At 54.3% G+C, this 22,190-nt stretch carries 17 protein-coding genes; 4 read left to right on the top strand and 13 right to left on the bottom strand.

Translation table 11 applies throughout. The features are described 5' to 3' along the window. Positions 1 to 81: 81 nt before the first annotated feature. From H144_RS0105500 to H144_RS0105485, 4 genes are read left to right on the top strand one after another with little or no spacing between them, the layout of a single operon-like run. Positions 82 to 1,344 (top strand): ribulose-bisphosphate carboxylase large subunit family protein, encoded by a 1,263-nt coding sequence (locus H144_RS0105500; RefSeq protein ID WP_019941043.1) that lies wholly within the window; start codon positions 82 to 84, stop codon positions 1,342 to 1,344. Beyond that, positions 1,341 to 2,729 carry a four-carbon acid sugar kinase family protein gene (locus H144_RS0105495; RefSeq protein ID WP_019941042.1) on the top strand — a complete coding sequence of 463 codons (1,389 nt, stop codon included), beginning with the start codon at positions 1,341 to 1,343 and terminating at the stop codon, positions 2,727 to 2,729. The genes H144_RS0105500 and H144_RS0105495 overlap by 4 nt, the downstream gene beginning before the upstream one ends. Positions 2,730 to 2,743: 14 nt before the next feature. Continuing rightward, positions 2,744 to 3,040 carry a nucleotidyltransferase family protein gene (locus H144_RS0105490; protein WP_229207842.1) on the top strand — a complete coding sequence of 99 codons (297 nt, stop codon included), beginning with the start codon at positions 2,744 to 2,746 and terminating at the stop codon, positions 3,038 to 3,040. 40 nt (positions 3,041 to 3,080) lie between these two features. Then, positions 3,081 to 3,473 carry a HepT-like ribonuclease domain-containing protein gene (locus tag H144_RS0105485; RefSeq protein ID WP_169409368.1) on the top strand — a complete coding sequence of 131 codons (393 nt, stop codon included), beginning with the start codon at positions 3,081 to 3,083 and terminating at the stop codon, positions 3,471 to 3,473. On the opposite strand, the gene H144_RS0105480 is transcribed toward H144_RS0105485, so the two are convergent. The 13 genes from H144_RS0105480 to H144_RS0105420 all read right to left on the bottom strand — a co-directional run bounded on the left by H144_RS0105480 (position 3,454) and on the right by H144_RS0105420 (position 22,177). Beyond that, positions 3,454 to 4,770 (bottom strand): bile acid:sodium symporter family protein, encoded by a 1,317-nt coding sequence (locus H144_RS0105480; RefSeq protein ID WP_019941039.1) that lies wholly within the window; start codon positions 4,768 to 4,770, stop codon positions 3,454 to 3,456. The genes H144_RS0105485 and H144_RS0105480 overlap by 20 nt on opposite strands. A 1-nt stretch (position 4,771) precedes the next feature. Continuing rightward, entirely contained in the window at positions 4,772 to 5,440 is a 669-nt protein-coding gene (locus H144_RS0105475) for an aspartate/glutamate racemase family protein (RefSeq protein ID WP_019941038.1), read from the bottom strand. 177 nt (positions 5,441 to 5,617) lie between these two features. After that, positions 5,618 to 7,165 carry a DUF5060 domain-containing protein gene (locus H144_RS0105470; protein WP_019941037.1) on the bottom strand — a complete coding sequence of 516 codons (1,548 nt, stop codon included), beginning with the start codon at positions 7,163 to 7,165 and terminating at the stop codon, positions 5,618 to 5,620. A gap of 41 nt (positions 7,166 to 7,206) precedes the next feature. Then, positions 7,207 to 8,718 carry an FGGY family carbohydrate kinase gene (locus H144_RS0105465; RefSeq protein ID WP_033402443.1) on the bottom strand — a complete coding sequence of 504 codons (1,512 nt, stop codon included), beginning with the start codon at positions 8,716 to 8,718 and terminating at the stop codon, positions 7,207 to 7,209. Between the two features lie 124 nt (positions 8,719 to 8,842). Next, on the bottom strand, positions 8,843 to 9,145 hold the full coding sequence (locus H144_RS0105460) for a hypothetical protein (protein ID WP_019941035.1): 303 nt from the start codon (positions 9,143 to 9,145) through the stop codon (positions 8,843 to 8,845). A 27-nt stretch (positions 9,146 to 9,172) separates the two neighbouring features. Further along, a complete protein-coding gene (locus H144_RS0105455) occupies positions 9,173 to 9,379 on the bottom strand; it encodes a hypothetical protein (RefSeq protein ID WP_019941034.1) in 207 nt (68 codons plus the stop codon). Between the two features lie 115 nt (positions 9,380 to 9,494). Continuing rightward, on the bottom strand, positions 9,495 to 11,858 hold the full coding sequence (locus tag H144_RS0105450; RefSeq protein WP_211220674.1) for a DUF5703 domain-containing protein: 2,364 nt from the start codon (positions 11,856 to 11,858) through the stop codon (positions 9,495 to 9,497). 11 nt (positions 11,859 to 11,869) lie between these two features. Beyond that, positions 11,870 to 12,760 (bottom strand): sugar phosphate isomerase/epimerase family protein, encoded by an 891-nt coding sequence (locus tag H144_RS0105445; RefSeq protein WP_019941032.1) that lies wholly within the window; start codon positions 12,758 to 12,760, stop codon positions 11,870 to 11,872. A gap of 10 nt (positions 12,761 to 12,770) precedes the next feature. Next, positions 12,771 to 13,859 (bottom strand): sialidase family protein, encoded by a 1,089-nt coding sequence (locus H144_RS0105440; protein ID WP_019941031.1) that lies wholly within the window; start codon positions 13,857 to 13,859, stop codon positions 12,771 to 12,773. Between the two features lie 42 nt (positions 13,860 to 13,901). Beyond that, positions 13,902 to 15,422, bottom strand: coding sequence for an MGH1-like glycoside hydrolase domain-containing protein (locus tag H144_RS0105435; protein WP_019941030.1), 1,521 nt, complete (start codon positions 15,420 to 15,422; stop codon positions 13,902 to 13,904). Positions 15,423 to 15,451: 29 nt separating this feature from the next. Continuing rightward, positions 15,452 to 18,691 (bottom strand): DUF6298 domain-containing protein, encoded by a 3,240-nt coding sequence (locus tag H144_RS0105430; RefSeq protein ID WP_229207841.1) that lies wholly within the window; start codon positions 18,689 to 18,691, stop codon positions 15,452 to 15,454. Positions 18,692 to 18,698: 7 nt separating this feature from the next. Then, the gene (locus tag H144_RS0105425; RefSeq protein WP_157504453.1) at positions 18,699 to 20,396 is read right to left on the bottom strand and encodes a pectate lyase family protein; all 1,698 of its coding nucleotides are present in this window, start codon (positions 20,394 to 20,396) and stop codon (positions 18,699 to 18,701) included. A 32-nt stretch (positions 20,397 to 20,428) separates the two neighbouring features. After that, positions 20,429 to 22,177: a RagB/SusD family nutrient uptake outer membrane protein gene (locus H144_RS0105420; RefSeq protein WP_019941027.1), complete on the bottom strand. Its 1,749-nt coding sequence runs from the start codon at positions 22,175 to 22,177 to the stop codon at positions 20,429 to 20,431. Between the last annotated feature and the right edge of the window lie 13 nt (positions 22,178 to 22,190).

Raw genomic sequence — 22,190 nt, 5'->3', positions numbered from 1 at the left:
CGTAAATGCATTGCAAAATGCGCTTTAAATCGAATTAAAATGAGCTACATTCGTAAGCATTAAATAGGATTGATCGAAACAATGGAAAGAATTACCGCACGCTACTACATCGAAACGCCCTACGCGGTCGAAAAAGCGGCAGAAGTACTCGCGGGGGAACAATCATCGGGCACCTTCGTGACCGTACCGGGCGAAACGGAAGAACTCAAAAGCCGGTTTGCCGCACGCGTGGAGCAGATAGAAGTATTGGAAACCGTAAGCGAGCCCGCAATTCCCGGCGCGTCCTCGCCCGACGGGCGCTATCGACGGGCATTGGTGGACGTATCGTGGTCCATCGAAAACTTCGGCCAGAACCTGCCGGCACTGGTATCAACATTACAAGGGAACCTGTACGAAATCAGGCAGTTTACGGGGCTAAAACTCATGGACATTCATTTTCCGGAGCATTATGCCGAGCATTATCACGGCCCGCATTTCGGTATCGGCGGCTGCCGCGCTCTGACCGGCGCCCCGGCTGGAAGACCGCTAATCGGCACGATTATCAAACCCAGCGTAGGCCTCGCACCCGAGCAAACGGCCGGTATGGTACAAACGCTGGCCGAAGCCGGTATCGATTTCGTGAAAGACGACGAACTCATGGCTTCGACGGCAAATTCACCGTTTGAAACCCGCGTGGAAGCCGTAATGGCGGTCATCAACCGCCACGCCGACCGGACGGGCAAAAAGGTGATGTACGCATTCAATATCAGCGATGAAATGGACGCGATGCACCGAAAATACGACTATGTGGTACAATCGGGCGGAACGTGCGCGATGATAAGCATCAACAGCGTCGGCCTTTCAGCAACCAGGCGCATTTGCGACCTGGGCCAGCTGGCGATCCACGGCCACCGCAACGGCTGGGGTATGCTGAACCGCCACCCGCTGCTGGGCATTGAATTTCCGGCGTACCAAAAACTCTGGCGGCTTGCAGGCGTGGACCAGCTGCATGTGAATGGCATTGACAATAAGTTCTGGGAATCGGACGATTCCGTCGTGCGCTCCATCGCATCGTGCCTCGATCCGGCGCCGCTGGGTAAGCCATTGCTACCGGTGGTATCCTCGGGGCAATGGGGCGGGCAGGCATTCGAAACTTACCGTCGCACACAAACGACCGACCTGCTTTACATGGCGGGCGGCGGCATTATGGCCCATCCGGGCGGCGCTGCGGCGGGTGTAACGGCCTTGCAGCAAGCCTGGGAAGCCGCCGTCAGCGGATTGACGCCCGAAGAAGCGGCGCACCAATACCCGGAGTTCGGTCAATCGGTTGAAAAATTCGGAAAACTGCCATTCAAGCGTATATGACTCACTCCGGCTTGCTTCTGGCCTACTACGGCGACGATTTCACGGGCTCCACCGACGCCATGGAAATCCTCGAACGCGCCGGCGTGCGCACGGCATTGTTCATCGATCCGCCCGGCCCGGACGATCTCGCGCGCTTTCCAGGCATCCGCGCATTCGGCGTCGCAGGGATGACACGCGCGATGACGCCCGCGCTCATGGAAGAAACGTTGCGGCCGGCATTCCAGTCGCTCGAAAAGGCCGGCGCGAGGCATATTCATTACAAAGTGTGCTCCACATTCGACTCATCGCCCGAAATCGGCAGCATCGGCAAGGCCATCGACATCGGGGCGGAAATATTCGGCCCGCGTTTTGTCTCGCTCGTCGTAGCGGCGCCTTCGCTCGGACGCTATTGTGCATTCGGAAACCTGTTCGCACGCATGGGCATCGGCAGCAACGGCGACATCCACCGCCTCGACCGCCATCCGAGCATGCGCAAACACCCCACGACCCCTTCGGACGAAAGCGACCTGAGGCTTCATTTAGCCAAACAAACAACAAAATCCTGTGGCCTGATCGACCTCGTACAAATCGAAAGCGGCCCTGAAAAGGCATGGCCGGCCTTGGAAAATAGTATCCAAAGCCACGAGATCATCCTGTTCGATGCGCTGTACGACCACCAGATGCCCCGCATCGGCGCATTGATCGATCCTTTCGGCCAGGCGCGAGCGCCGCATTTCTCCGTCGGCTCCTCTGGCGTGGAAACAGCCCTTACCGGCCTCTGGAAAGAGCAGGGAATCATTCAATCCCCCGCGGAATGGCCTAAGCCCTCCGAAGCCTCGCCCTTACTGGTCGTCTCCGGCAGCTGCTCGCCCGTCACCGCCCGCCAGATCGACTTCGCGTTAGCCAACGGCTTTGCAGAAATAGCCCTCGACACCCCGGCTATCGCTGCCGGCACGCACGACAGAAACTTTATGAGCGAAATCGAAAATGCCACCGATATGATCAGAAAAGGAAAAAGCCTCATCATACACACGAGCAAAAGCACCCAGGACGAACGGTTCGAAAAATCCAATAAAATACTCAAAGACAAAGGATTGACACCAACTGACATCCAATCCCTCACCGCATCGCTCTATGGCAACGCGCTGGGGCAGATCGCGCGCGAAACCGCCGGCGCTACGGCACTCAAACGGCTCGTCATTGCGGGTGGCGACACTTCCGGCATCGTTGCCCGCGCATTAGGCATCCGGGCGGTCAGTATGATTGCCCCGTTATCCCCCGGCGCCCCGCTCTGCCGCGCGTTCGCTCCCGGCTCGGCCGCGGATGGTTTGGAAGTGGTATTCAAGGGCGGGCAGGTTGGCGGGGAGGGGTATTTCGAGGCGGTGCGAAGAGGAGACTTTGAATGACAAATTTGGTATCTTTGAAGAAAAGGGGTGATATGACCATTCACGAGCTTGAATCGATATTGAGAAAAGAGCGGATTTTCGAAGAGTTCGGAATCAGCCGCCTCGGCTTGTTCGGATCGTTCGCCCGCGGCGAAGAATATCGCGATATTGATATTTTGCTGGAACAAAATGTCGGACATCGCGTCCGTGAACAATTAAAAGAAAAACTGCAGGCGATCCTGAACATTAAAGTAGATCTGGTCCCTGAAAAATTTGCCGATCCCATTATCCTCCACCGCGCCCGCAAAGATTTGAAGTATGTCACACGCTAGTTCCCGGGACCTTTTGCCAATTTTAGTCATGCTCGAATCGATGGGCAAAATCGAAATCTACACGCAGCATTTAACAACTGCTATCGATTTTTTCCAGAAGGATGACCAAATGCAATTCAATGCGAGTCTACTCCTGCTGATCAATATAGGAGAACAAGCCAATCGCCTTTCCGAGGAGATAAAAAGCCGATACTCGCACATTCCTTTTCAGCAAATCAGAGGTATACGCAACCGCGTCGCACATGACTACACGGGTATCGACTATGAACTCGTTTTCGACATTGTGAACAAGGATCTCACAATTCTCAAACCACGGATTAGTGACCTTTTAAGAGCGGAAATTGCATCTGGAAATTTCGACATACAAGAACTTAAAGCAGCGCAAGATAGCCAGTTCTACAAGCACATTGACTTTAAGTCTTTTGCTCCTTGACAGTTTCGGAAATATCCGTTCCCTGCCGCTGCCCAACCTCCCTCCTCCGCCAGTAATTCGCCAGGATCGACCCCGAAATATTCATCCAGGGACTGAATACCGCTGCCGCCAACCCGACGGTGCCCAATTTCCCCATTGTTCCGGCCAGGCCGGAGGCCATTCCGCCGTTTTGCAGGCCTACTTCGAACGCCATTGTGCGGGCAGAAGCCTTATCGAGGCCCAGCAGGCGACTTAGCCAGTACCCGAAGAAATAGCCCGCGGAATTATGCACGACCGACACGAAAAAGAGCAGAAATCCAACCTGCATCAGGTTATCTCTTCCAGCGGCGGTAGTAACGGTGGTGAAGTATACGATGCCGAACATGGAGATGTAAGGCATATAACGGTCGAGGTTTTTAAAGGATAACGTAATGATGTGGTACAGCAAGCCCACCAAAATCGCGCCGGCGAAAAATGACAGCACTTCGAGTGACTGCAAGCCGGCGCCGGAAACCTGTTTTGAAAACCAAAACCACAATCCCAGCGGTAATGTGCCGAGCCAGATCAGCGATAGCGATGCGACCGCATAAAGATTGCGCTTTCCGCGCGGCGTGGCCGTTTTGAGAAAGTCGTGGATCAATGCGGCGCCGATAGGGACGATCACGATTTTGATAATCTCCATCATCATATCCAGAAAGCGGATGTGAATGAGCGTTCCGGCGAGCATTCTCATGAGAAATGGCGTCAGAAAGGGGGCTGCGAGCGTCGTCATGGCGGTGACGGCCACGGATAGCACCAGGTTGGCCCGGGCAATGTACACCATCACATTCGAGGCCAGCCCGCTGGAACACGAACCGAGCAGAATGATGCCCGCGGCTATTTCCGGGTCGAAATGGAAGATTTTGGTCAATGCGAAGCCGGTTAACGGCATGATGGTGAAATGGCTGCACAACCCCACGATCACGCCTTTTCCCGATGTGGCGAGTTCGGAGAAATCACGCAGGCTCATCTGAATACCCATTCCAAACATCACGAATTGCACCACGATGAGGATAAGCCATTTATTCCGCAAATCAAACGTCCCGATATGCAGGAACGATTGCGGATAGGCCATGCCCGCCACCACCGCCGCGATGATCCAGGCCGTGTACTGGTATCCCTTCAATGCCGGCAGCACCCCGAAGCCGATCGCCCCGGTGATGGCCGTGCCTAATGCGGCTGCTTTGAGCAAATCGGAGGATTGGGTAAGCCAGGCAACCGCCAGCAACACAAGGCCTAACACCGCCAATACAACACATAATTTCCTGATTACCAGCATATTATTTTGGGTTAATAACGGAAGCCAGGTACCGCACCGCTTCGGGCGGACTTGCTATGATCGGTACGGACTTTTCCGCTTGCGATAGCGTTTCCACCACGCGCGCCATCGACGCCTGCGCAAGTAAAATCACATCTACCTGCGCCGCCAGCTCCCGCAAAGCCTCCGCGACCAGCTGATCGTGCAATGCCGGATTGCCGCCCATCAGCGCATCAAACGCCCCTTCGCACAGCCGACTTGTGAGTTCGATCTCTTTCCCGGCGGCCGCAGCGCGTCGCTGCACAAGGTCCGAGGTAGGCTCCAATGTAGTAGGCAAAGTGGCCACCACACCAATCCGCTTACCCTTTGAAACGGCCAGATCGGCCATTGGCTGGTCCACACGCAGTACAGGCACATTCACCAGCGCCGCAGCAGCCTCCACAGCCCGACCGATCGACGAGCAGGTGACCAGGATGTGGTCTGCACCGGCCGCTTCGGCCGATGCCACGTAATCGACGACGCGCCGCGCCGTGCCGGGCGTCAGGACACCCTTTGCGATTACGTCCTTGATCAGACTGTCGTCGACAATGTTGAACAGGTTTACACCAGGCAAATGCTCGCTGCATAACTGCTGGAAAATGGGCACGAGTGTAGCCGAAGTATGGATTAATCCAAGCGTAGTTGGTTTCATAAGCGTACGGAAAAGCAGATTGTAAAGCCATCAAAGTGCCGCGTTACTAATTTATACTTTCTTTTATATTCGAATTGTTTCGAATATTGACAAATAATCGATTAAATAAAAAAAGACCAGACATAATCCGGTCTTTTTAATCCTTTACTATCTATGTTAACCAATCAAAAATCGTGATCACGGTTTGTATTCCCGGATGCGCAAAGCCAGGTAGGGTGTCATGGGCAACCGGATGGAGGTCCTTTTCTTGTCAAAAATGCGATACTCCACGGGTTCGGCTATTTCGAAAACCTCCGGCCTTTCGTCGACGGTCATATTCCAGGTATCAATCACTTCCACTTTAAATCTCCGGCCTGCCTTGGGCCCTCCTTTACGCGGCAAGCTGAACTCCCATTCCGGTTGCATGTTCTTGCCCAGGTAAACGAGGTAGTAACTGCTATCCGCCCTCGAGGTATGGTGATCTTTCCATGGATCAGACAGTTCCAGCGGCCCCGGCGCCTCTTCCAGCACCTTCCGCAGAAATCCTATCCTGGCCGGACTGCTGCCGATCAGCCTCCCGCCCTTTGCCCAAAATATCGTATCGCCCGCGTTCTTGTAGGTTTCCCCATGCGTAACATACGTTCCCGCGATGACGCCCTGCCAGAATGCCTCCGTCATTTCTTCCCCGCTCAAATGCCCCCATCGTTGCTCCAAATCGCCTTCGTAACACACTTCATCATACACCATCGGCTTGAAAAACACATCCCTTAGCAAGGTAGCGCGACCAAAATCTTCGACCGTAGATCCATTTTGAATGCTCACGTGCGTAAACTCCGGCTTCCAGTTATCATAGTAAACACTGCCGTTATGAATCGAGCAAAGGTGGCCGTAAGGGTCGGCATGCACAACCGCCTTCGTGTACGCATCCCAGTCCGCGCGGGGTTTCGTTTTGACATAATCGAATTCATTGGCCATCGACCACCACACATTCCGGAACGAGGCCAGGCGGGCAGTCAGGTACCGGATGTATTTCAAGTCGTTTTCCTTACCCAGACTGTCGAATCCCCAATGCCCTTTATCGTAAGGATGAAAAATAATCACATCCGCCTCAATACCAAGTCTTTTCAAATCGTCGATCCGCTTTTCCAGGTGCTGGAAAAATGCAGGTTCGAACCGCGATACGTCCCATTCGAATTTTGTTTTCCCCTTCGCATCCTTCGTTTCGGATTTTTTCACGTAAGGGTAATACGGCGGCTCATTTTCTACATGGGAGTAATATTTAGGGAAAACGCACATTCTCACCTTGTTGAAAGGCGCATTTTCCAGCGTTTTCAATGTGATTTCTTCCAGACCTTCGGGCTGGTGCGTCCACGCGTACAGCGTCGTACCGAATGGATAGTATTGCTTACCGTCGGCATATTTAAAATGATAAGTATCAGCTACTTGCACCGGCCCGTGATTGTCCGCGCCGGGCGCTGTGCAGGTAAACGAGCCGGTCTTTCCATTCAGCGACTTGTTGTTACTGAACGTTTTATATTTCCACTCCCCCGTTTGCCGGGGCATGAAACGGACTTTGTACCGACCGTCCCCATCATAAAAACCGGTAACTTTTACTTTTTCGCTGCCGTTTGTGAATTCCGCAGACAGGTTCACGTCCGCGAATGGATTGCCCGTTTGCGGACCTGTCAACGTGACTTCAAACCGCTCCCATCGCTCTACCTGTTTTTGGGCAAATAAAAAGGACATGCTGCACAAGAATGCAACAAAAGAAAACAAATATCTCATAATTAATGTGTTATATAAACCTGTGCTGACGCATTAATGGTTTCCTGCCAGCCGCGATAGGTAGCCCTAACCTGCCCATTCCGCAAATCCGGCGATACTGACAAATGCCCTTCACACAAAGTTTTCAAGTAATCAATATTCGGATAAACTCCTGAATGTAAACCGGAAAGGTAAGCCGCACCCAAGGCAGACACCTCCGGAAAGCCAAGGTTCACGACTGGCTTTTCGAGCAAATCTGCCAACATTTGCACGACAAAACCATTGGACGTCATGCCGCCATCGATTTTCAGCTCCTGCAATGCGATACCTGTATCGGACTCTATGGCCGTGATCACATCCTTGATCTGAAATGGGATCGATTCCAGCGCCGCGCGGACAATGTGGTTCTTATTGGAGTTGAATGTCAGTCCGGTGATGGACGCCTTCCGGTTCATATCCCAATGCGGAGCACCCAGCCCGCTGAACGCCGGCACGAGGTAAACGCCGCCGCTATCTTTCACAGCATTCGCCATTGACTCGGTTTCCCGGATGTCGCTGAACAAGCCCAGGTTTGTTTTCAGCCATTCGATCGTCGCACCGCACGTTACGATCACGCCTTCCAGCGCGTATTCGACCCGGTCGCCAGCGCTCCAACCGATGGTCGTGACCATACCCTGATGCGAAGGCTTCGGCTCCGGGCCGATGTTCATCAAGATGGACGACCCGGTGCCCAAAGTCGCCTTGGCAATCCCCGGGCCAAAACATCCCTCCCCAAAAGCCGCCGCATGCGAGTCGCCGATCATAGCCGTCACCGGGATCGGGTTCGGCAACAATCCTTCAAAATCAGTCTCTCCGAAAAACGAAGAAGACGGCTGTATATCAGGCAAATGCAAATTCTCTAAGCCGAACGACCGAAGCAGTTCTTCGTCCCAGGAAAGTGTTTCCAGGTTAAAGAATAAAGTCCGCGATGCGTTCGTATGGTCGGTTAAGTAAGCTTTACCGCCCGTCAGCTTATGAAGCAGCCAGGTATCCACCGTACCGAAGTACGCATTACCCGCGGCCATGGCCGTTTTCACGCCTTCGTGATAACTATTCAGCCAGATTACTTTCGATCCTGAAAAATAGGGATCGGCCAGCAAACCGGTTTTCTGCCGGATCATTTCTTCCAGTCCGGCAGCGCGTAGTTGCTCACAGACAGCCGTCGAACGCTTACATTGCCACACGACCGCCGGATGCAGCGGCTGCCCTGCCCGGTCCCACAGCACAAACGTCTCCCGCTGATTTGAAATCCCGCACGAACGGATATCCTGTATACGTCCACCTTTCGAACTCAAATCAGCCATGCATTTCGAAACGGACGTCAGCACATTTTCAAAAATCGCCTGCGGGTCCTGCTCTACCAATCCTCCATCCAGGTATGTGGTATGCAATGGCTCGTTTCCGCGCGCCACTACCTTCCCCTCACCATCGAAAATGACGGTTTTGGTACTACTCGTACCCTGATCGATCGCCAGAACAAATGGGCCGTTCAACATTCCGGAAGCGTTGTTTTTGAAAATGCTCAATTATCTTTTTCTCTAAAACAAAGAAAAGAAAAACATTCGAAACTAAGCGAAAAAATATTGATTTATTTATGTTTCACATTAACCAGGGTGCAATTTATTTCACCTCTTTAAATTTAGCCTGCAAATTTTTGCATGAGACCAGCAGCATCATATATCCTCCCAGGGAAAGAAACGCCAGGTCGATACGTGATTCCGGCCTGCAAAGGCTGGGATCGAAGGATAGATAGATTATTTTAATTGCTGCACAACAACCCAAGACTTCGGCAAATACCACCACTGCGTCCCGCTCTTGCACGTTCTCGAAACCCTTCTTAACAGCCACATAGACAGTATGTGCAAGGCATCCGATCAGACTTATGACTACCGAAATAGCAAACTGATCCCAGTACTTTTCCATTGACCATCAAATTAAGTTGTTAGCAGCCTATTGATGGTGACAAATGCTTTCGTCTGAATCCTTGGCGGGAACGCCTTCCCTGTATTTCCTATCGTACCAGAAGCCGAGGAGAGTTCCCACTACGGCTGCTGACAAGGCTGCGGCAGGGCCCAAATATGCAGCAAGTGAACCCAGAGCAGTGCCAAAAGTAATTGGGTTTCCGAGCTCGTTTTTATTTTCTGTATTCGTATTCATAACAAGTGCGTGGTTTGAAGTTTGACAATGAACTAACTGAAACAAAGCTAGCACAATTCAAAAAGCTTGTCAAGCCATGAGCCGGTTTTACCCGTTTGTAAACGTTTGCAAACGGCTACAAACGGATAACCCCGCATTTCGAGCAAATCAAGGCACTTTTTCTGTGCTCCGGCGTCACTTTCAGGCGGATCATTTTGCCGCCTTTCCACTCTCCTTCCACCACCGTATTCAGCGGCGCGTGGAGCTTGAATTCCACGTCCCAGTCGTCCGGCCAGGCGGGTAAAATATAAATCGAATCGCCGGGCGTTTGCAGGAGCATTTCCTGTAACCCGATCATACCGGAGCCGCCCCAGTTGTGGTCGGGAACCCAGTCGTGGCCGGGGCCCCAGAAGGCCGGGAAGCGGCGACCGGAGTCCTGGAGCTTTTTGATTGTCAGTGCGGCGGCTTCGTCCGTGAGGCCCAGCCGGGCGCAGAAAATGCCATCCTGGTGCCAGCTCGTGTGATTGCGGTTTTTAATCGCCTCCGTGTCGTATTTCCATGTGTTAATGGCTGTTTGCAGATCGGGCTTGCCGATTCCGTACATACCATAGGGGAAAACCGGGTAAAGTTGGGGGATTTCGGTGTTCTGTATACGTTCCCATGCCTGCGCGGGGGCAATCGTACGATGCCCCTGCATTTCGCGAAAACTCAGCGGCGGCACCCGGCTCAGCATTTCCCCCCAATGCTTGCGCTGCGAAGCGTTTCCATAGGTAGGCGGCAATGCAAGCATTCTTTCCAGCACCGTTTTCAATCCCGCCACGGTCGTTGCCGAATTGTACGCCATCTTAAAGGTTTCCGCCGCACTGCCCGGAAACAGCACCAAATGCCCGTTCTGATCCAGTTTCGCGGCACTGCGCCGCTCGGCCAGATATTGGTAATGTTCATCAAAGAAAACCACGCAGCTTTCAATCAACGGCAGATAACCCGAAATATCCACGCCGGTGAAATGCTGCTGGTCGAGGAGCATCAGGCAGAATTCCAGCGAGGTATCCCACAGATATTCCAGCCATTTGTTGTATTCCACACCCGGATCGAAGCCCGCAGGACGTTTGGAACTGTATTCAGCATAGTTGGGCAGACCAAAATTTTCGATTTGTTCCGTAAATGAAGCCCCCTGGTGCCCCCAGTAATGCTTCGTACGCGCCTCTGCATTGCCCAGTATGCGCTGGTAAAATTCGAATTGCGGCTTCATCATATCAAAATCGCCGCTTTTCAGCATCGGCCAATATACCAGCCGCTGGTTCTGGGCCGTAAAAATCCCACCGCCCCAGTTCCGGTGATCGGCCGTGAAATGGTACGACGAATCCACAAAAACCGGGTCGTAGGTAAAAAGCCCGCCATTGAATTTAGTCGGGTAGCTGCCGAATGCATTGCAGCCCAGCATGTAGCGAAACAGCTGGTAGTTCCGCCCCACCTGCCACACGGGCGAAGCAGTATCTTTCCTACTGGTATTCAGCGCAATATGGCTCCTGTTCCAATACTGCTTCCACCATTCGAGTGTCTTTGTCCGTGCCGTTTTCTCCTCCCGCTGCGCTTTCCCGATCACCTCCCCGAGCCCGGACTTCCAGACCGCCAGGTCTCTCTGCTGGCCTGTGTGCAGGTAAATGCTCAGCTGAACACTTTTCGTGCGTGATCGGGTTTTTAATCCAAATCCTTTGAAAGGCGCGTCGGCATATTTGCCTGTTGTGATCACCGGATCGGCGATCATGTTGCGGCCGGTCATCGAGCCGCCGAACGTCAGGTTTTTCAAGGGGTTCCAAAGTTGCGCTTTGATCGGGCCGAGTTGTTGCTGCCGTACCATCACATCGAAAATCGTGGAATCGCGGTTTTGGTGGTAAAACTGCACAGCATTGTTCTGGTGGCTCACACTGTCGGGATGCATGGTTACGCTGGGCGCGGCCCATTTGTAGGAGCTCGCGCTTTTGGCATTGCCCGTCAGCACCACCGGCCCTGTCCGCCAGCTTTCATACCACGCCTGCGCCGACACCGGATTATTGCTTTCCATATCGAGGTGAATGACAGGGTTAAAAACGTCCACCCAAACTTTCACCGTCGCACTCAACTTGCCTTTTTTACCCGTTATCTCCACATAACCTTCCTCCAACTTCAACTCCTGCGCAAAACTCCCCCCCTCTTCAAAAGGGTTCGGAGCAAGTCGCACCCGTATGCGACCGAGCTTGGGAAACACATTGTTTTCCTCAAAAACCCCGCTGCGCGACATGTAGAACAGGATATCCCCCTTTTCCACCCACACATTCAGCCCGATATCGCCGCCGCCGCAGGGCATCGATCCGCCGGAATTTTTACTCTGGGAAGTCCATTTCAAATGATAAACAGCCGGTGAAAACGACTGGGCCTTGGATACGGCGAAAACCGTGATGATCAGCGCGAATGCCCTCAGCAACGTTTTCAGGAACTTTTGTAAGACAGGAACAGGCAAAATGAATGAAGTTAGGATTGAAACACAGTTTTCATGAAAGCCGTATTCGCTCCGAAATTACCTTTCACATCCCGCGGTTTAGCGGCATCCCGCGAGCGCTCGATCACGAGCCAGCCCTTCCAGCCCATTTTGTCGAGCGTCGATTTGACCTTTTTCATGTCAAGCCGCGTGTTGTTTTGCAGCCATACGCCGTCCTCGTCCGTGCAATGGATCTGGCAAATGCGGTTTTTACCCAAAATCCGTAGCTCTTCGCAAAGGTCGCGCCCCTCTTTGAGCGGGTTCGAGAAGTTGAAATAGATCTGAATATTTTTCGACCCGATCTCTTTCAGCAACTCCACCTCGCCTTTGGCATCCAGCGCCGTCTCGATGCCGATCACCACGCCGGCCTTTTCCGCCATTTGACCAACCGTTTTCAGCCGGTCCACAATGGCCGGACGCAATTCCGGGTTTTTCACGAGATCCCCCTGGATACCCAGCGGCAGAAACGCCGTTTTGATCCCCATTTTTTGCATGGTTTCAATGCAATCGCCCACCATTTTCTCCGCGCCATCGCGTTTCGCGAACGACTGCGCGTAAAAGCCGGTCATCGCGAGCGAGCATATTTCGAGGTTCAATTCCTTCGCTTTAACGAGGTACTGCTGCCGCACGGCCGCGTCGGCCAGCTTGTTATCGAACGTCGGCCGGTCGCCCAGGCCGCCCATATCCACTTCCAGGCCGTCGGCACCGATTTCATCGGCGAGCGGTAATGCGCTCAATTTCTGCCGTTTGAGGATCATCAGGTCGATCACGGCGATCTTATAGCGTCCTTTTTTTGCCAGTGCGGCCATTCCTCCGGCCCACGATGTGCAGGGCAGCGCCGCCATGCCGGCCGCGCACGCATTCAAAAAGTCTCTTCTTTTCATTGTCTTAAAATCAAATAGGCCATTGCTCCTCCGCGATCGGTTTGCCTTTCAGCTTCGCCGGGTCGATCTTCACATGCTTGATGCGCTGCCGCCGCCAGGTGTACACGATATGCACCATACCGTCGGCAGTCTGGATCACAGACGGATACGAATACTGACTGATCGGCGAATCTTCCAGGATCAGCACCGCCTCCCAGCTTTTACCATCTTTCGAAAGAGCCACATTCAAAGGTGTACGCGGCCCTTTCGGCTGGCCGGCAGGCGGCTTCACATGGTTGTACACGAGCAGTTGCCGCCCATCTTTCAAAGTCACGGCATCGGTACCCGAATTGTTGTTCGGCAATGCGGAAGGCGCTACCTCCGACCATGTTTTCCCGCCGTCTTTCGACCACGATTCGACGATCGAACGGCTCTGGCTGCGGCACAGGATCTGCATGTCGCCGTTAGCGTACGTGAGCAGGCTCGGCTGAATGGCCTTGATCGTCTTTCCATCGTTCAGCGGCCCTACTTTTCGCCAGGTTTTGCCAAAATCCGGTGTCACCTCGAAATGCACGCGCCAGCCATTTTCTCCTTCGGTGCTCGACGGGCACCAAAGCTCCCCATTCGCCAGCAGTACCGGCTTGTTTTTGATAGGCCCCCAAAACCCTTCCTGCAATTCCTGCGGCTTCGACCACGTTTTGCCCTGGTCTTTCGAGGTGATCAGGAAGCCCTTCCAGCCCGGCACATTCGGCCCGACTTTATAAAAAAGCATCAGCTCGCCCTTCGGTACCTGGTACAAAACCGGGTTCCAGCACGCATACCGCAGCTTGTCGTTCACAATGCCGTTCGCGACCTCCACCGGGGCCGTCCATTTGTTGTTTTCCAAACGGCTCACCCAGATGCCCACATCGGGATTCCGCTCTTTGGTCCCGCCAAACCAGGCTGCGACAAGTCCTCCCGGCGTTTCGGCGATGGTCGAAGCGTGGCTTTCGGGAAACGGCGCCGTTTCGAAAATGAATTCATCGACGGTAATGCCGTCCTTGAAGTTCTGGGCATGCGCGGAAAGCGCCAGCAGGCCGATCGCCGTACTGAAAATCCATTTGCCTAATGTTGTTCGCATGGGTATTTGCATTGATATGTAGGTTAATGCTTTGATGCAGTTTTAGGGGTTGATTAAAATCCTGGAAATCGTCTCTGCCGAACCCGCTTTTTTGCCGTTTACGAGCACTTGCAGGCCTTTTCCTTTTTGGTAGTGGCTGCCGTCCCTGTCCCAGATGATCGTCAGGCGCTTGCCGTGGTAGTGCACGTCGTCGAGACAGAACCAGTCCCATTTATCCTGCGGCAGTAGCGGGTTGACCTCTATCACTTCGTCCGCACGCGGGCGCAAGCCTACAAGGCCGGTGATGATGAGGTCGTTGAACGTCGAATGGTTATAGTACCGGCTCCGCTCCTGGTCGCCTTTCAGCCAGTAACCGGTCTTCTCGTCGAGGTACTCGCCGATGTATGGCTTGCCTCGGTAATACTGCGATTCCACATACTTTTCCAACAACCCGAAATAGGTCGTATCGGCCACCTGCGCTGGTTTTGGGGCATTCAGTCTGTTCGCCAGGCCCGTCAGGGTTTGTGCCGTCGCAAAGGGCCACACCGCCCCGTCCCATTCGCATTGGCAGCAGCCGTGCGTGCGGAACTCCGGGTGGCGGCGCTCGGCGGTCGTGAGGCCAAACGGCGCGTTAAAGCCCGTTGGATCAGCCGCTTGCTTCCACGCCGCATCATGTTTTTCCTCCGCCAGCTCGAAATACCAGGGTATAAACCCGATCGCCTCGCGTACGCCCGCAAAAGGCCCGTTTCCGCGCTTCTTTACCGTTTCAAAAAAGGCGCTGTCGGCATTCCATAACTTACTATCTACCAGCCGCTTCAATGTATCCGCCTTGCTTTGGTACAAATTGCTCATCGCCTGATCGCCTTTCAGCGACGCAACGGCGGAGAGCGCTTTCGCATTGCCATACATGTAGCTGTTGATGGTCGGCCGGGCATTCTGCTCCCGCCGGCCTCCGCTCAGTGATTCTTCCATGCCGTCCTTCACGTCGGTTTGCCAGAACAGGCCGCTTTCCGTACGGCGGTCTTTTTCCCAGGCCTTGTATTCCGAATCGAGGTCGGGCAGCATATCGAGCAGGAACGCCTTGTCCTGCGTCACTTTGTAGCGGTTATACAATGCATCGGCCGTCCAGCTGCTGAAATTGAGCAGCTTTTTCATGCGACCGCCATTGTTACCGCGGTACCAGATATGCACATTGTCGTTCAGATAGCGCTGATCGTGCAGCCAACGGCCTTCGTAAATGTGATGGCCGAGGGCGCAACTGATCATATTGTATTTATCTGCATAATTTCGGTCAACCAGGAACTCGGTGATGACAAAGCCCTGCGGCGTATTGTGAATGTGCTTCCGGTAAGTCCACCAGCGGTAGTAGTAAATCTCGCGGAAATTATCCTGCGGACAGTCGAACAGCGGCACATTGGCCTTCATCCATTCCCACGACTGGGCATTCGGTATCGCGTTCACCTTGTTTTCACCCTCCATACGGTTGAAATACGCCACATGATGCCGGTAATCCTCCGCTTTCAGCACGGCCGGGCCGGTCGTTTTGCGTGCACAGCCCGTCAGCGCCGCCACAGCGGCAAACATTACGCCCAATCCTGTTTTTAAATACCCCATTACTTTTTCGAAAACCAATAGATAACCGGTCCGGCCTCTTTGAAAGACATGGAAACCACTTTTCCTCCTTTTATTTTTTCAGGTTTACCCAAAACACCCCCCGTTCGTGCATCAATACGCTGCATTTGATAATTTCCATTAAAACCTGTGAGGTCCGCGTGCAATTCCTTGCTTGCCTCCTGATAAATGACCATCCCCTCGCCTGCGCTGGCCATCACGTATTGTGAATTATCCCGCGGTTGAGCCTGCTTTTCTGCCTGCCCTTTTCCCAAAGGTTCCATGCCGGAAACCGCTTCCAGAAAACCTTTCGGTAATGCCGGCACCGCGCTTACCGAGCCGCCAGCCAGCAACACCGCCCAGGCATACTGCTCCGTGCCGTTTGCATGGTACAGCACCGCTTTTTCCGGGAATTTCTTTGTGTATTCCAAAACGGCATCATACACCGAACCGAACGACACCTTGCCCACTTTCTGAATACGTGCATGCTGTCGTGGCGCGAGGTTTTTACCTCCTTCCGGGGCATAATCGGTGCCGTTTTCGCGGCGGTGCCAGTAGCGAATGTCGATGATATCCACCAGTGCGGCATATTTCGCCTCCGCGAGAATGGCGTCCTGCACATCCTTCGTCGTACTCAATGCCACCAATGCATTCTTACCCTTTTCACGTTCCCATTCCCCGATCACATCGAGCCAGAACTGCACGAAATGCAGCGGCCCCGTGTACTCGGCACTAATAAACTGAATGACACCGCTTTGCCCCTCAAAATTATCGAGGCACTGCCGGATGTAAGCCCGGTGCAATGCTTTCCGTTCGGCATTACTGATGTCGTAAAACTGATCGGCGATGAAGATGCGCTTGTCGCCCGCATAAGGTGGCGGCTCGGGGAACCCGACCGCATTGATGTTATTCGCCGTGCGCCAGGGGAAGTCCGCGTAGTGCGCGCCCGCTTCGAGGATATTGTGCTGGAAATAGTTTTGATGATACAACAAAAGGCCCTTTTGGTCGGCGAGCGATACGAATTCGCGCAGGCGGTTCCAGTACCATTCATTATAATGCTGCAAATCGTATTTGCTGAGTTCATCCCAGGCGGCGTCCTTACCGCTCCGTGCAAATGGCTGCTCGTAGAACGGCGGCCAGCTCTCGCCATCAAAACGGCGAATCCGCTCGTGATCGTCGCGGCGGCGGTCGTACCAAAGGCCGTAGTTATGGTCTACGACGGTAATGTGCTGTGCCCGGAGCGAATCGGTCATTTCCGCGAGGTCGTCCGTAAAACCTTTGCCCACCCGACCGGGTACGTAGCGGGTAATGTGCGGCTTCGCGGCGTTCACGTCGTGCGGACGGATGCTGCCGCGCCACCACGGCACCTCGTGGCGAGCGCCGGTAACGAGCGCGTTACCACGCACGATGCGGCCGTTACGGATGGTTAATGCAGGTAGTGTGCTCGTGTTTTTTACGGGTGTAAAGCCGATTTCATCAATGGTTTTCACAGCTGCCGTCAAACCTGTGACTGGCTTTTTGCGGGAATGCCCGCCGTCGGATGCAACTGTTCCCGCATCTGCCGTAATCCTGATCGGGTTGCGCCGCGCTGCCTGACCGATCCAGTCCGTCAGCAAAACAGCCGCCTGGTGCGATCCGGCAACCAATGCGGCAGCCTGCTCAATGCCGGGGCTGCTGGACGCCTCCGTTTCTTTGGGTACTAAAAAAGACTTTGCTAAAACCTGCTTGCCGAGGCGGTCGGAAAGCTGGGCATAATATAAACTGCGGGGCTGGATATGCTCATTCACATTTTCCCAAAATCCATCACCCGCAAAAGCGGCCCATGCCCCGAATGCAAAATTCTGCGTGCCCGGCGGCGAGAAATTCTCGATCCGCGATGCCGCGCATTGCCAGAAAACGGAGTTAGCGGCCGTCCAGCCGGCACCCTGCCCATCCTGGCCCCGGTTTTTAAAACTCAATGCACTGCCGTCCACATTCACGATGTCGAAGAGCACGCCGGAAGCCCAGCTGTCGATCCCCCCGCTGAAACCGTTCGGTAACCGGGACTCGCATTGCACAAATGCATTCGGACCGGGCGCACAGAAGCCTGTCGCGAAATCGTGCATGCCTTGCTCGGCGTAGCACCGCTGGAAAAGCGTCTGCCCGCCTTGTGTAAAAAAGGTATTTCTGCGCTGGCCCGCCAGCTCCGAAACCGGTTCCAGCGACAGGCAATCCTCCACGGTAATCTTCGAACCCGATTCATACACGGCCACGGCGGAGCCTGCCAAATGCCGGAATGTCACCTGCCTTACCCACGTATTTTCAATATTTTCAAACGTGACGCCCATCCAGCGATGGTTTTCGTCTTTCGGGTTATTCGGGTCAAAAGTGGATTCAATGCGCAGGTTTTCAATGCCGACATGGCTCACGCGGCCTGCCCATTGATAAGGCACCACGAAGCCGCCGCCGAACTTGCTGTCCAGCGCCGTCGTAATGGGTGCATCGATGGTAACGCCGTGGCCCGAAACGGCCGTGACCGTCCGGTCCCAGGCTATGTCGCGCTGCCCCGGTTTCCAGCCCAGCCAGCCCGTTTCACCGCCAAATTCCTCCATTTGAAGGCTTTTGATCCATTCCGCCGTAGAAGGCCGCACAATGCGAACCCGGTCGCCGACTTTCAATGAACCGGCATTTTCGACCTCGAAACGCATCGCATTCACCGGCACATAGCTGTCCGTAATGCGCAGCTTAGGTTTTAATACCACGTTATTTTCACCAAAAATACGGATAACAGTCTCCCGCGTACGCCCGTCACCGAGCAGCACTGTCTCATTCACCCCGCTTCCGCGCAAAACAACCCCCGACTTCTTCATGACAATACCTGACAACACCCGATGCGTACCCGCACCCAGCAACACCACGCCCCGCAACCCGTCCGCATTCAAAGGCAGCCCGCCGACGTAATCAATCGCCGCCTGGATGCGCGCCGTGGCGTCGCCCCCGCGGGCGGGGACGGTTACGCGGATGGGCGCGTCCGGGATCGCCTGCGCGCCGGCCATGTAGCCCGCGTACGAGAAATCGACGATGCGGTTGCCGAGCGAATCGGGCGCATAAGCCAGCCGTCCATCCTCGGCGAGTGCCACGGGCGATGGCCTTTTTGGCTTCTTCTGGGCAAATGCGAGGGGTGCTAAAAGAAAATACAATCCTGCCAGAGACAGGACCGTATCGAATTTCATCACCTTAACCAAGTATCTCAGTCTGTCCAAAGCAATACTATTTTTGACCAGGCGCACCTTTCAGCGACGCCAGCGTATCGTGGTTGTTTTTAGGGTTTTTCCAATCCATTTTCTTCTTCGGATCGATGCCGTTGATGAACTTCTCGATATTGGAATACCCGTCCCCGCTCATGTCTTTCTGCGCGTCGGAAGGATCTTTCGGGTTGAGGTCGTACTTGATCTCCCAGTCGTTCGGCATGCCGTCGTCGTCCGAATCCGCATAGGGCGTGCCTTTGTATTCAGGGTAGCCTCCTACCTGCGAAATGTCCGTGATAATGCCGTTTTTGTACGAATCGATCGGCAGGCGGCGGTGCTCGAACTGCTTCTCCGGCAATTTTACATTATCCAGCGGATTGATCTTTCCTGTACGTACCTGTGTGGTTACGCGCGCGTCCACGGGATCGCGGCGCGGGAGCGTGGCGCCGGCATTGGCGATCACGTAATCGAACGATTCCTTCGCGCTCATGATCGGAAATGCTGGCATCGGCAGCGGCTCCTGCCATCTGATGTTGTCGGTGTATTTGCCCGCATCGGCGCGGTCTTCCACCTGCACGCCGCCGTTCCAGTTGTTTTGGGTCACCTTGTCGTTGCCTTCCATGATATTGCCATTCACGTAAGCGCGGCCGTAAACCTGATATTTCAGCTTGCTGCGGCCCGCTTCGGGTTTCAGAATGCGGTAGCCGATCGGCGAGTCCTTCGGCGTTTCAGGGCCCGGTTTGAAATAGTTGTTCACAATGTTGTACATCGCCCGGTAGTCGCCGCCGTCAATCGAACGGTGTACCCAGTTGAACACGACATTATTCACAAAATTAAATATCCCGAACCAGCCGATAGACGGGTTACGGCCTGCATTATTGGCCCACAAATTGCGCATGAACGTACAGTTTTCGCCGCCCAATGTGCTGCCGAACGAGTGGTTCCAGGTATCTAGCGTTTCGGAGAAAATCGAGTTCTGAATGGTAATGTTGACAGTCGGCAGCTTCTGCTCCTGCACACCGGTACTGTCGTTGTACATATGCCGGTACATCGACATGTTTTCGTCCAGTCCCCAGCTCGCCGACACGTGGTCGATCATGATGTTGCCGATCGGGTTACCGCCGATGGAATCGTCGCGGCGGCCAACGAACGTCTCCCCGCGACGGAACCGCATGTGGCGTATCACGACGTCGTGGGTATTGATCCACACACTTTCGCCCGCCACGCACACGCCATCGCCCGGGGCCGTCTGTCCTGCAATGGTAATATAAGGTGCACGGATGATGAGCGGCGTTTTCAAACGGATGATCCCCGCGACATTGAACACGATAATGCGTGCCCCACCCTGCTCGCAGGCATCCCGCAGCGTACCCGGACCGCTATCCGCCAGGCTTTTCACCACATACACTTTCCCTCCGCGACCGCCGAAACTGAACGCGCCGCCGCCCTCCGCACCCGGAAATGCCGGAATGTCGGACTGCGGCAAATCCACCGGCCTCGCCGCCCAGGGGATGTAGGGCTTGCCCTTTTTAGCTTCCGCCTCGATGACCGGCAACGCCTTTTGCCACGCGATCTCCGACTTGCGCTCCGCCTCCGCGAGCAGTGAATCGCTCGTTTTCTTGGCCGCCGCCGGGATTTTCGGATATTGCGCAAAGGCGGCTGTGCCGAGCAGCAGGCCCGCTAGTGCCAGTTGGAGTGAATGTCTGGGGATAGGATTCATTTTGATTTTCAAGTCTATGGATTAGTAGATATTCATTTCAAAGGATCAAACGTGCCGGATGGCCAGCCCAGGTTTTGTTCCAGCCTTGGGTTGTTCGTCAATGCCTGCTGGGGAATGGCGAAGAAGTAGTATTCCGGTTTCCAGTTCACCAGGTATTTGGTATCCAGCTTTTTAGGGACTATTTCGAAGTAATTTTTGTAAACCGAATCCAGATCCATACCGTCGCGGCGCGTGGCGAAATCGGCCGGGGCATTTGCTTTGAGGTTGATCGTCACACCGTTGCGGCTTTTGCCATTCAGTACCGTTTCGAATTTCTTCCAGCGGCGCAGGTCGTAAAAACGCTTACCTTCGAACGCCAGCTCGATTTGTCTTTCAAGCAAAATGGCTTCGAACATTTCCGCCCGCGTCATCTGCGGGTTCAGGCCGTAGTAACCGTCGGCGCCTGCGTCGATACCCGCACGTTTGCGGAGTGCGGTCAATTGCGCATAGGCTTCGTCGAGCTTGTTCACACCGCAGGCGGCTTCGGCGAAATTGAGCATTACCTCGGCATACCGCATTTCGATCCAGTCGGTACCGGCATTGGCGACGGCGCCTGCCGCGAGGTTGGGCTCAATGGCCTTGCGGGCGTAGAAGCCGGTGTTCGTCGCTTTTTGTTCCACGGTTTTGTTATTCACGAAATAGGTCCACAGGCGGTAGTTCGGATTACCGTTGATCTGCCAGGTAGCGCCATTGAATGCGATGGTCTGGTTGAAACGCGGGTCGCGGTTTTTGTAAAACAGCTTTTCGTCGTAGCCGGAGCCTTTTTCCGTAATACGCTTCCCGTTTTTCATGGGAAAAGCCTGCGTGATTTCCCAGGTAGGCTGGTTGGAACCACCCGCCGTACCGAGGTAGGAAGGCCGCGTGTTGTTGTCCCAGGTCATGTTCTTGTTGATCTGGTCGCCTACTTTGTTGTTATAGCAGGTCACCCAGACAGCTTCGGGGTTATTCACCTCCTGGAACCAGAGATCGCTGAAACTGCCATGCAGCTTGAAACCGTTCGCCGAGAGCAGTTCCATCGCCTTTTTGTTGGCGTCGTAAGCCGCCTGCCAGCGGTCGGCCTGGTCGTTGGGATTATGCTGCGGGCTTGCGTAATGCAGGAGAATACGCCCCTTGAAGCCTGCGGCGGCACCGCTGGTAATGCGGCCCCAGTCGTTGGTATTGTTCCAGCGGCCGGGCAGGTTGGCAATGCTGTAATCGAGGTCTTTGACGATCAACGCAACGCTTTCGGACGTGCTGCTGCGGGGAATGGCCGCTTCTTCCTTGGCTTCCTCGCCCACGCCTTCCAGCGGTTCAAGTACCATCGGCACGCCGCCGTACAATTGCACCAAATCCCAGTAACGGAAGGCCCGGAAAAAGGTAACCTGCGCCATCAGGCGTTTTTGAACGTCCTCGCTCAGCCCGCCATTCGGCAGCTTGGCCAGGAACTGGTTGATCGAGCGAAGTTTGCCGTAATTGTTCGTCGCATTCACGCCGATCCCGAAATCCTGCACGGTATTCACCTGCACGGTGCCTTCAAAGAACCGGCTTTCACCGCCGATCTCGTCGGTACATTTCAGGAAATCGCCCGTGGGCCAGGTAGGCAGGTTTTGGTCGTACACGTAATCCACATAGCCTTTGGCCAGCAGGGTATCACTGAAAACCTGCTCCTCGTTGAATGCCGACAAATCCGTTTTGTCCAATATATTTTCGCAGCTCGTCAACGTAAGGCCGATCAATGCCGCTATTATCCCATGTTTTTTCATCACTAAGCCGGTA

This window comes from Dyadobacter beijingensis DSM 21582 (genome assembly GCF_000382205.1).
Classification (GTDB): Bacteria; Bacteroidota; Bacteroidia; order Cytophagales; family Spirosomataceae; genus Dyadobacter; species Dyadobacter beijingensis.
Note: the sequence above shows the minus strand (reverse complement) of the source record. Positions and strands in the feature narration are given on the sequence as shown.

Coding starts and splice junctions, on each gene's coding strand:
- H144_RS0105500 (WP_019941043.1), top strand. CDS start 82: ATGGAAAGAATTACCGCACGCTACTACATCGAAACGCCCTACGCGGTC.
- H144_RS0105495 (WP_019941042.1), top strand. CDS start 1,341: ATGACTCACTCCGGCTTGCTTCTGGCCTACTACGGCGACGATTTCACG.
- H144_RS0105485 (WP_169409368.1), top strand. CDS start 3,081: ATGGGCAAAATCGAAATCTACACGCAGCATTTAACAACTGCTATCGAT.
- H144_RS0105480 (WP_019941039.1), bottom strand. CDS start 4,770: ATGCTGGTAATCAGGAAATTATGTGTTGTATTGGCGGTGTTAGGCCTT.
- H144_RS0105475 (WP_019941038.1), bottom strand. CDS start 5,440: ATGAAACCAACTACGCTTGGATTAATCCATACTTCGGCTACACTCGTG.
- H144_RS0105470 (WP_019941037.1), bottom strand. CDS start 7,165: ATGTCCTTTTTATTTGCCCAAAAACAGGTAGAGCGATGGGAGCGGTTT.
- H144_RS0105465 (WP_033402443.1), bottom strand. CDS start 8,718: ATGTTGAACGGCCCATTTGTTCTGGCGATCGATCAGGGTACGAGTAGT.
- H144_RS0105460 (WP_019941035.1), bottom strand. CDS start 9,145: ATGGAAAAGTACTGGGATCAGTTTGCTATTTCGGTAGTCATAAGTCTG.
- H144_RS0105455 (WP_019941034.1), bottom strand. CDS start 9,379: ATGAATACGAATACAGAAAATAAAAACGAGCTCGGAAACCCAATTACT.
- H144_RS0105445 (WP_019941032.1), bottom strand. CDS start 12,760: ATGAAAAGAAGAGACTTTTTGAATGCGTGCGCGGCCGGCATGGCGGCG.
- H144_RS0105440 (WP_019941031.1), bottom strand. CDS start 13,859: ATGCGAACAACATTAGGCAAATGGATTTTCAGTACGGCGATCGGCCTG.
- H144_RS0105435 (WP_019941030.1), bottom strand. CDS start 15,422: ATGTTTGCCGCTGTGGCGGCGCTGACGGGCTGTGCACGCAAAACGACC.
- H144_RS0105425 (WP_157504453.1), bottom strand. CDS start 20,396: ATGAATCCTATCCCCAGACATTCACTCCAACTGGCACTAGCGGGCCTG.
- H144_RS0105420 (WP_019941027.1), bottom strand. CDS start 22,177: ATGAAAAAACATGGGATAATAGCGGCATTGATCGGCCTTACGTTGACG.